This window comes from Streptomyces sp. NPDC006739 (assembly GCF_042869815.1).
GTDB lineage: Bacteria > Actinomycetota > Actinomycetes > Streptomycetales > Streptomycetaceae > Streptomyces.
On sequence record NZ_JBIAGM010000010.1, the window covers coordinates 313,641 to 322,271 of the forward strand.

Annotated in this window: 9 protein-coding genes and 1 pseudogene; 6 read left to right on the plus strand and 4 right to left on the minus strand. The window is 72.1% G+C overall.

Features of this window, described 5'->3' with window-relative positions; genetic code table 11:
* Positions 1 to 16: 16 nt before the first annotated feature.
* Positions 17 to 544, minus strand: a complete 528-nt coding sequence (locus ACFYMM_RS21940) for a hypothetical protein (protein WP_388389029.1) — start codon at positions 542 to 544, stop codon at positions 17 to 19.
* A gap of 150 nt (positions 545 to 694) precedes the next feature.
* On the opposite strand from ACFYMM_RS21940, the gene ACFYMM_RS21945 reads away from it, so the two are divergent.
* Entirely contained in the window at positions 695 to 1,390 is a 696-nt protein-coding gene (locus tag ACFYMM_RS21945; RefSeq protein ID WP_388389032.1) for a L,D-transpeptidase, read from the plus strand.
* A gap of 40 nt (positions 1,391 to 1,430) precedes the next feature.
* On the opposite strand, the pseudogene ACFYMM_RS21950 reads toward ACFYMM_RS21945, so the two are convergent.
* Positions 1,431 to 1,658 (minus strand): annotated as a pseudogene (locus ACFYMM_RS21950) (gfo/Idh/MocA family oxidoreductase); the annotation flags it as partial.
* Between ACFYMM_RS21950 and ACFYMM_RS21955 the strand changes: the two are divergent.
* Positions 1,621 to 2,676 carry an ROK family protein gene (locus ACFYMM_RS21955; RefSeq protein ID WP_388389035.1) on the plus strand — a complete coding sequence of 352 codons (1,056 nt, stop codon included), beginning with the start codon at positions 1,621 to 1,623 and terminating at the stop codon, positions 2,674 to 2,676. The pseudogene ACFYMM_RS21950 and the gene ACFYMM_RS21955 overlap by 38 nt on opposite strands.
* A 100-nt stretch (positions 2,677 to 2,776) precedes the next feature.
* Positions 2,777 to 2,962, plus strand: coding sequence for a hypothetical protein (locus ACFYMM_RS21960; protein ID WP_388389037.1), 186 nt, complete (start codon positions 2,777 to 2,779; stop codon positions 2,960 to 2,962).
* Positions 2,963 to 3,013: 51 nt separating this feature from the next.
* Here the strand turns inward: ACFYMM_RS21960 and ACFYMM_RS21965 are convergent, their stop codons facing one another.
* Both ACFYMM_RS21965 and ACFYMM_RS21970 read right to left on the minus strand, forming a co-directional pair.
* Positions 3,014 to 4,396, minus strand: a complete 1,383-nt coding sequence (locus ACFYMM_RS21965) for a S1 family peptidase (protein ID WP_388389039.1) — start codon at positions 4,394 to 4,396, stop codon at positions 3,014 to 3,016.
* Between the two features lie 116 nt (positions 4,397 to 4,512).
* The gene (locus ACFYMM_RS21970; protein ID WP_388389041.1) at positions 4,513 to 5,343 is read right to left on the minus strand and encodes an SAM-dependent methyltransferase; all 831 of its coding nucleotides are present in this window, start codon (positions 5,341 to 5,343) and stop codon (positions 4,513 to 4,515) included.
* Between the two features lie 226 nt (positions 5,344 to 5,569).
* On the opposite strand from ACFYMM_RS21970, the gene ACFYMM_RS21975 reads away from it, so the two are divergent.
* The 3 genes from ACFYMM_RS21975 (at position 5,570) to ACFYMM_RS21985 (ending at position 8,521) form a co-directional block, all read left to right on the plus strand.
* On the plus strand, positions 5,570 to 6,748 hold the full coding sequence (locus ACFYMM_RS21975) for a MalY/PatB family protein (protein ID WP_388389043.1): 1,179 nt from the start codon (positions 5,570 to 5,572) through the stop codon (positions 6,746 to 6,748).
* A gap of 62 nt (positions 6,749 to 6,810) precedes the next feature.
* Positions 6,811 to 7,578 (plus strand): type 1 glutamine amidotransferase domain-containing protein, encoded by a 768-nt coding sequence (locus ACFYMM_RS21980; protein WP_388389045.1) that lies wholly within the window; start codon positions 6,811 to 6,813, stop codon positions 7,576 to 7,578.
* 166 nt (positions 7,579 to 7,744) lie between these two features.
* Positions 7,745 to 8,521, plus strand: a complete 777-nt coding sequence (locus ACFYMM_RS21985) for an NPP1 family protein (protein WP_388389047.1) — start codon at positions 7,745 to 7,747, stop codon at positions 8,519 to 8,521.
* Positions 8,522 to 8,631: the final 110 nt, after the last annotated feature.

An 8,631-nucleotide genomic window follows, 5' to 3' on the forward strand; every position in this document is an offset into this window, starting at 1 on the left:
ACCGGCCACCGGTGCCTCACGCCTCGGGCAGCGCCCAGCGCGCCGAGTGACCGGGCGGCAGCGCCAGATCCTCCCGTACGGCCGCGTAGTAGCCCTCACGGCCGGCGCGCTGCCGCTCCAGCAGTTCCTGCCACGCCCCGGGGTCCTGGCGTTCCTCCCGCAGGAACCGTTCCATCGTCATCACCGTCACGACCCAGGTCCGGGCCTCCTCCACCACCGCCGGGCTGCCCAGCAGGATCAGCGCCTCCCCGGACGGGTCCCGGGCGACGGCGGCCTCGGCCAGCAGAGGCTCCGCCTCCTCGGGCGACAGGGGATGCGGATGCGGGTCGTTGCCGTAGTGGGCGGCCAGCCGGTACGTCAGCGTCACCGATGCCTTCAGCGTCCGCGCGTAGTCGGCGTACACCGCGAACCGCCGCTCCTCCCAGCGCGTCGCGCGCTCCCGCCGGAACCGGACCTGATCACCCCTGACCACCGCCAGATACGAACCGAGGGCGCCGATCACGACACCGATGAGGGCGGGGAGTTGCTGAATGAACGCGGACATGTGCGCACGCTACCCGCGGCGGCGCGGGGTGCCGAACTTCACCGTTTCGTCACAGCCTGGCCACCTCTACAACCGCGCTGCCCGCCCACAGGTCTAGCACTGCGCGAACACGGGAATCGCGGTGGGAGAAGAGAAGGGGAGGGGCACGACATGGGGAACATACGCAGACGCGGTGTCGTCGCGCTCGGCATCACCGGCCTGGTGACGCCGCTCACCCTCGCGCTGACGACGGCACCGGCCCAGGCCGCGAGCTGTACGACGCAGGCGGGGCCGTACCAGAAGCAGGTGGAGAAGTTCCTCGGCCGCCCGGTCGACGGCAGGCAGTCCAGCGCCGACTGCAGGGCCATCCAGGCCTTCCAGAACAAGCACGGCATCACGCCCGCGATCGGCTACGCCGGTTCCGTCACCTGGGGCGTGATGGACCTGATGAACAAGCAGAAGGCCGTGGGGAGCAACCCCGACCGGGACGGCAAGTGCCCGGTGAACAAGGGCCGTATCGCCTGTGTGAACCTCACGCTCCAGCTCAGCTGGGTCCAGGACGGCAACCGGCTGGTCTACGGGCCGGTACCGGTGCGCACCGGCCGCAAGGGCTTCGTGACCCGCACCGGGCTGAAGAAGATCTACTGGCGGGACCTCCACCACGTCTCGACCGTCTACAACGTGCCGATGCCCTACAGCCAGTTCTTCGACGGCGGCCAGGCCTTCCACTCGGTGAACCTCAGCATGTGGAACCCGCCGGGCTCGCACGGCTGCGTCAATATGACCCCGGCCACCGCCGCGAAGTACTGGTCGCTGCTGAGGACGGGTGACGACGTCTTCGTCTACGGCCGCAAGCCGGGCACCTGACCCCCGGCCGGCCCGCCGGCCGGCGGGGCCGCCGCCCCCCTCAGGCCTCCGGCGCGTCCCCGAAGTCCGGGATCGGAAGCCTGGCCCCGCCCTGCCGAGCGGACTCGTGCGCGACGATGCCCGGCAGGGTGTAGCGGGCGGCCACCCACGCGTTCACCGACGGCAGGGTGCGCGTGTTCACGGCGGTGACGAAGTCGTCCACCAGGAAGTGGTGGCTGCCCTCGTGTCCGTTGTGCAGGTGGTCGAACTCCCAGGGCAGCCTCACCCGGCTCACCAAGCCGCTGATCGAGTCCGGACTGCTCGTCGAGGCCCCCGGGACCGGCGACGCGGACCGGTCCCGTCAGGGGCGCCCCTCGCAGCCGCTCGACGTCGTCGCCGAGTCCCGCTCCTTCCTCGGCTTCAAGATCACCGCCGATATGGTCTACGGCGTCGTCACCCCCCTGCGCGGCGACATCACCGACCGCCTCGACCGGCCGCTCGACGGCCGCGAACCCGCCGAGGTCGTCGACCTGATCGCCCGGATGGCCGCCGAACTCGCCGCTCGCCGTCCCGCGCCCGCGGGCATCGGCGTGGGCGGACTGGTGCGCGAGCGCGCGGTGGTCGGGGACTCGCCCTTCCTGCTCTGGCGTGACGTGCCACTGGCGGAGCTGGTCCGGGAGCGCACCGGGCTGCCCGCGGTCGTGGAGAACGACGTCGCCGCCCTGGTCGAGGCCGAGAGCTGGTTCGGGGCCGGCCGGGGGCTGGAGCGGTTCGTCGTCCTGACCATCGGCGCCGGGATCGGCCACGGGCTGGTACTGGGCGGCCGTCGGGTGCCGTACGCGGGGGAGGACCGCGGCTTCGGCCACCACTGGATCCTCGACCCGAACGGACCGCTGACCCCGAACGGCGAACGCGGCAGCGCCGTGTCCCTGCTCACCATCCCCAGCATCCGCTACCAGGTCCGGGCCGCCACCGGCCGTGACGCGACGTACGAGGAGATCCTGGCCGGCGCCGCCGCCGGTGAACCCATGGCCGCCCGGGTGATCGGCGAGGCGGCGCGGGCCCTGGGCAGGCTGGTCGCGCAGATCGCCAACTTCGCGATGCCGCAGAAGATCCTGCTCGCCGGTGAGGGGGTCGGCCTGATGGACGTGGCGGGCGTCACGGTGAACGAGACGGTCCGCGCGCACCGGCACCCGCAGGCCTCCCCGGTCGCCCTGGAGGCCAAGGTCTCCGACTTCCACGACTGGGCGCGCGGCGCGGCCGTCCTGGCCGTTCAGGTGCTGGTGCTCGGCACCGCCGGGGAATGAACCCCCGCCTGCCGTTGACACATGGACGTGATGAGTAACACGGTCTGAAATGTCCGTATTCGGTCGTACTTACTCACGGTGTCTTCACGGCGATCGGCATATGCTTCACACCATGTCCACCACTCTTGAAGCCGCCTCCGAGCGATCGGCTGCGGAGGTCAACGAGGAGATCCGCGCCCTGTGGCGCCGGTCGGGCGGGACACTGACCACCGAGCAGCGCGCGGAGTACCAGCGCCTCGTGATGGAGTGGGCCACCGCGGCCCCGCAGTCGGACCGGGCGGCCTGATCCGTCCGGCCCCCGGCCCCGCAGTTCCCCTCGCCCCGCGTAGTCGAGTACTCAGCCCCACGTGGTCGAGTAATACCGCTGGTAGGCCTTGCGGTCCTGCTCCGCGCGGATGTAGCGCGTGGCGACCAGCGCGATCAGACTCCCCGCGATCACCAGCAGACCGGGACCCACGTTCCGCGTGTCCGTGAGCCGGGCCAGCAGCGTCGTGCCCTGCACGGAGCCGGTGGCCGGCGCCGACGACCCCGGAGAGGCGGCGTTCGGCGCGACGGCGCTCTGCGTGGCCGCCGCCGACGGCGCGGTGGAGGGCGCGGCGCTCTGCCCGCCGTTCGCGTTCTGCGCCGACACGATCAGCTGGACGCCCAGCGCGGCCATCGCCTTGGTCACCGGCTGGAAGAACGTCGTCCCGCCCGTGGTGCAGTCACCGCTGCCGCCCGAGGTCACCCCCAGCGCGATGCCGTTCGAGAACATGGGGCCGCCGCTGTCGCCCGGCTCCGCGCACACATTGGTCTGGATGAGGCCGGTGACCGTCCCCTCGGGGTAGTTCACCGTCGCGTTCAGCCCGGTCACCTGCCCGTCGTGCAGTCCGCTGGTGCTGCCGCTGCGGAACACCCGCTCCCCGACCGTCGGATCGGCCGCGCCGGTGATCCGCACGCCGTTGCCGTTGCCGATGGCGACCACGTCCGCGCCGTCCCCGGCCTTGCCCGAGTTGTACTGGATCAGCGAGAAGTCGTTGCCGGGGAAGGTGCTGCTCACGGTCTTGCCCAGCTGCTGGTCGCCCTGGTTGTTCGCGAACCAGACGGTGTTGGCCGGACCGCAGTGCCCGGCCGTCAGGATGAAGTCGCTTTGAGCGCCGCGCACGTTGAACCCGGCCGAACAGCGTCCGCCGGTCGACAGGATCGGCTGGGCCCCGTTCAGCCGCGTGGTGAACTTCCCCTGAGCGCGCTCCATGCGCACGAAGGTGCCGATGTGCGCGGCGACCCGGCTCATCCTGGACCAGTCGGCGGCCGAGACCGTGCTGTCGGCCTGCACCACCACCTGGTTGGTCCTGTAGTCCAGCGACCATGCCGTGCCGGCCACGCGAGGGGCCGAACGCAGCGTGCCGGCCGCCGACTTCAGCTCGTTCATGCTGTGCGGGACGACCTTCGCCTCGGCGCCCGCCGCCTTCACCACCCGCGCGGCCCCGGCGTCGGTCACCGCGACGACCGGCCGGCCGTCCGCGCCGATCCAACTGCCCGCCGTACGGGCGGTGCCGAGCTTCGCCACCAGGGCGGTGCCCGTGTTCTCGGCGCCCCGCGCCGAACTGAACGGGACGGCCGACGTCCCGGGAGTCTCGCTCGCCATGGCCTGTGTGACCATCGCGCCTCCCAGAAGGAGTCCGCCGACCGCCGCCAGCTGTGTCACTCGCCGGACGACCCGTCGTCGTGCGTGCCTCATGCATGGCTCCCGAACCCCGAACGCGCGGTACGACACCGCGGGGCCCTCCTGTCGTCGAGCGCCCTTCCCTCCTTACGTGGCCGGACCCGACGGCGTTCACCACGCCGGTGATCTTCTCACTTCCTGCGGGCCACCCCGCCGAACATGGCGACCTCCTCCGGCTCGGCCCCGTTGTCGTGCTCCGGGCGCCAGCGCGAGCAGGACACCACACCCGGCTCCAGCAGTTCCAGACCGTCGAAGAAGCGGGCGACCTCCTCGGGGGTGCGCTGGGTCAGCCGGGGAGTGCCGTGCTCGTTCCAGAAGCCGACCGCCTCGTCCACGTCCGGCATCGACGGGCTGGTGATGGTGTGCGACAGCACGAGGTGGCTGCCGGACGGCAGACGGTCGGTCAGTCGCCGTACCAGCCCGTACGGGTCCTCCTCGTCGCCGACGAAGATGACCACCCCGAGCAGCATCAGCGCCACCGGCTCGCTGAAGTCCAGTGTGCGCGCGGCGTGTTCGAGGATCGCGTCCACGTTGCGCAGGTCCTCGTCGAGGTAGTCGGTACGGCCCTCGGGCGTGCTGGTGAGCAGGGCCCGCGCGTGCGCGAGGACGAGCGGGTCGTTGTCGACGTACACGATCCGGGCGTCCGGGGCCAGAGCCTGGGCCACCTCGTGCGTGTTGGCCGCGGTGGGCAGCCCGGTGCCGATGTCCAGGAACTGCCGGATGCCGACGTCCCTGACCAGGTGCCGTACCGCCCGGCCGAGGAACAGCCGGTCCGCGCGCGCGTACTCGCCGATGCCCGGGTGCAGTCGGCGGATCTGGTCACCGGCCGCCCGGTCCACCTCGTAGTTGTCCTTGCCGCCGAGCCAGTAGTTCCAGATCCGGGCCGTGTGCGGCCGGCCGGTGTCGATCCGGGCGCGCAGTGACACGGCGACGTCGTTCGTGGCTGCCGGGTTGTCGGTCACGGAGTCAGCTCCTGGATGCCTGAGGGGAGTTGCCGGGTGCGGGAGACGCGGGTGTCCACCACGCGATCTACAGGTGTTCATCACGCAATCTAGACGCCCTGGTTGATCTCCGCCGCCGGAGCCGGGCATTCCGCCACCGGCCCCGCGGTCCGCACCCGCGCGTCGCCGCGGGCGACCCGCGGCCTCGGCCCCGTCCCCGGTCACCGCGCCCCCCTATCGTGGGCCCATGACCAGGATCCCGCACGACACACCCGGTGAACCGAACCCGCTGCGCGTCCTGACCCCGGAGCGCCTGCGATGTCGTACGAGCATGAAGTGGCGCACCTACCCCGAGGACGTGCTGCCGCTGTGGGTGGCCGAGATGGACGTGCCGCTCGCCCCCGCCGTGGTGCGCGCCGTCACCGAGGCGCTGGACCTCGGCGACACCGGCTATCCCGCGGGCACCGCCTACGCCGAGGCCCTCGCCGCCTTCGCCGCCGAGCGCTGGGACTGGCCCGGCCTCGCCGTGGAGCGCACCGCGATCGTGCCCGACGTGATGCTCGGGGTGGTCGAGATGCTCAAACTGGTCACCGGCCCCGGGGACCCGGTGATCGTCAACCCGCCGGTGTACCCGCCGTTCTACCAGTTCGTCGAGCACCTGGGCCGGCGGGTGGTCGAGGCCCCGCTCGGCCCCGGGTGGCGCCTGGACCCGGACGTGCTGGAGCGGGCCTTCGCCGACGCGGTCGCGGGCGGCCGGCGTGCCGCGTTCCTGCTGTGCAGCCCGCACAACCCGACCGGCACCGTGCACACCGCCGAGGAGCTGGCCGCCGTCGCGGCCCTCGCCGACCGGTACGGTGTGCGCGTCGTCGCCGACGAGATCCACGCCCCGCTCGTCGCCCCGGGCGTCCGCTTCACGCCCTACCTCGCCGTGCCGGGCGGCGAGAGCGGCCTGTCGCTGATGTCGGCGTCCAAGGCCTGGAACCTGGCCGGTCTCAAGGCCGCGCTGGCCATCGCCGGACCGGCCTCCGCCGCCGACCTCGCCCGGCTGCCGGAGGAAGTGAGCCACGGCCCCAGCCACGTCGGCGTCCTCGCCCACACCGCCGCGCTGCGCGACGGCACCGGCTGGCTGGACGCCCTGCTGGCCGGCCTCGAGGACAACCGGCACCTGCTCACCGCCCTGCTGGCCGAGCACCTGCCCGCCGTCCGCCTCCACCCGGCCGAGGCCACCTATCTGGCCTGGCTCGACTGCCGGGCCCTCGGCCTCGGCGACGACCCCGCCCAGGTCTTCCTCGACCGCGGCCGGGTCGCCCTGAACTCCGGTCTCCCCTTCGGCACCGGGGGAGCGGGCCACGCCCGGCTGAACCTGGCCACGTCACCGGAGGTGCTGGAGGAGGGCGTGGGGCGGATGGCGGCGGCCTCCGCCTGACCCCAACCCCCACGACGGCGGGCGCTGTCATGGACACCTGGACCGGCTGCCATCATGACCCCATGCGCGTGCTCATGCCCGTCCCCGACCGGGACTTCGACGTGACCGAGGTGGCCGTGCCGTGGCGGCTGCTCACCGACGCCGGACACGAGGTCGTGTTCGCCACCGAGCAGGCGGGCACCCGGCCCGCCGCGGACCCGCGGCTGCTCACCGGCGTGCTGTTCGGGCAACTGGGCGCGGCCGACGAGGCCAGGCGGTGGTACCGACAGCTCACCGCCGCGCCGGAGTTCACCGGCACGGCCGGCTGGGCGGAGGTGGACGTCACCGGTTTCGACGGGCTGCTGCTGCCGGGCGGGCACGCGCCCGGCATGCGCCAGTACCTGGGCTCGGCCGTGCTGCGGGAACAGGTCGCCCGGTTCTGCGCACTCGGCCGGCCGGTCGGCGCGATCTGTCACGGCGTGCTCGTCCTGGCCCGCGCCCAGGACCCCGCCACCGGCCGCAGCGTCCTGACCGGGCGCCGTACCACCTGCCTGCCCAAGTACATGGAACGCACGGCCTACTGGACGACCGCCTGGCGGCTGGGCCGCTACTACCGCACCTATCCCGCGTACGTCGAGGACGAGGTGCGGGCCGCCCTCGCCGACCCGGACGCACACTTCGAACGCGGGCCCCGCACCCTGACCCGGCGCGGCACGGCCGACGACGACACGCACGCCTTCGTGGTGGAGGACGGCGACTACCTGTCCGCGCGCTGGCCCGGGGACGCCTACCTCTTCGCCCGCCGCTACCTGGCCCTGCTGCACCGGCACGCCGCTCCGTCGGGATCGTAGACCTCCGGGTGCGACTCTCGGGGGCCGCACCCGACCAGTTCGGTGAAATGCCGCCACCAGTTCAGGGAAAGGCCTTTCCACTGAACTCTCGACTTGCCAGTCTTCGTTCCGCAGCCGGATGTCATGTCCGGAACAGCCCGTGGACCGTCGAACTGGAGCCCCACCCATGCCCCGAGCAGTCACCAGCGCCCGGACCCGCCGTCTCGCCCGAGCCGTCGGCGTCGCCGGCAGCGCCGCCGCCCTCGCCGTCGGCCTGACCGGCACCGCCTCCGCGGGTGTGCTGCAGAACCTGCCCGAGAACGCCACCGCGTTCCAGAAGAACTTCGAGCCGGTCTACGACTACGACTCGGACAGCTGCTACCCGGCCGCGGCGATCGACCCGAGCGGCAACCTCAACGGCGGCCTCAAGCCGACCGGTTCGGTCACCGGCGAGTGCCGCGGCGGCCACCTCGGCAAGGCCAACACCTACTCGCGGGCCAAGTGCAACAACGGCTGGTGCGGGATCATCTACGCCAGCTACTTCGAGAAGGACGAGGCCTCCCCGGGCATCGGCCACCGTCACGACTGGGAGTGCATGGTCGTCTGGGTCGAGCAGGGCGCGGCCACACCGTCGTACCTGTCGGCCTCCCGGCACGGCGGCTTCAGCACGCACCCGATCGCCGACGTCCCGATGGACGGTCAGCGCGTGCAGGCCGTCTACCACAAGGACGGCGCGAGCACCCACGCCTTCCGCTTCGCCAAGTGGGGCGAGACGGCGGAGAACGACACCGGTGCCTGGCACCAGGAGAACCTGGTGAGCTGGGAGAACATGGCGCCCGGCCTGCGCGACATCCTGAACGCGTCCGACTGGGGCAGCGCGAACTTCCCGCTGCAGGACTCCAAGTTCGACGACCACCTCGACAAGGCCGAGCCGAGCGGCATCCCGTTCGACCCGTACGCCTGACGCCGCGTCGTGTACCTAGTGCCGTATCAGGCAACGTTCGCCCTGTCATGAGACTTCGCACGGTTGCTACGCCGGGTGGTACGGGACAGCCACAATGATCACGTGGCTGA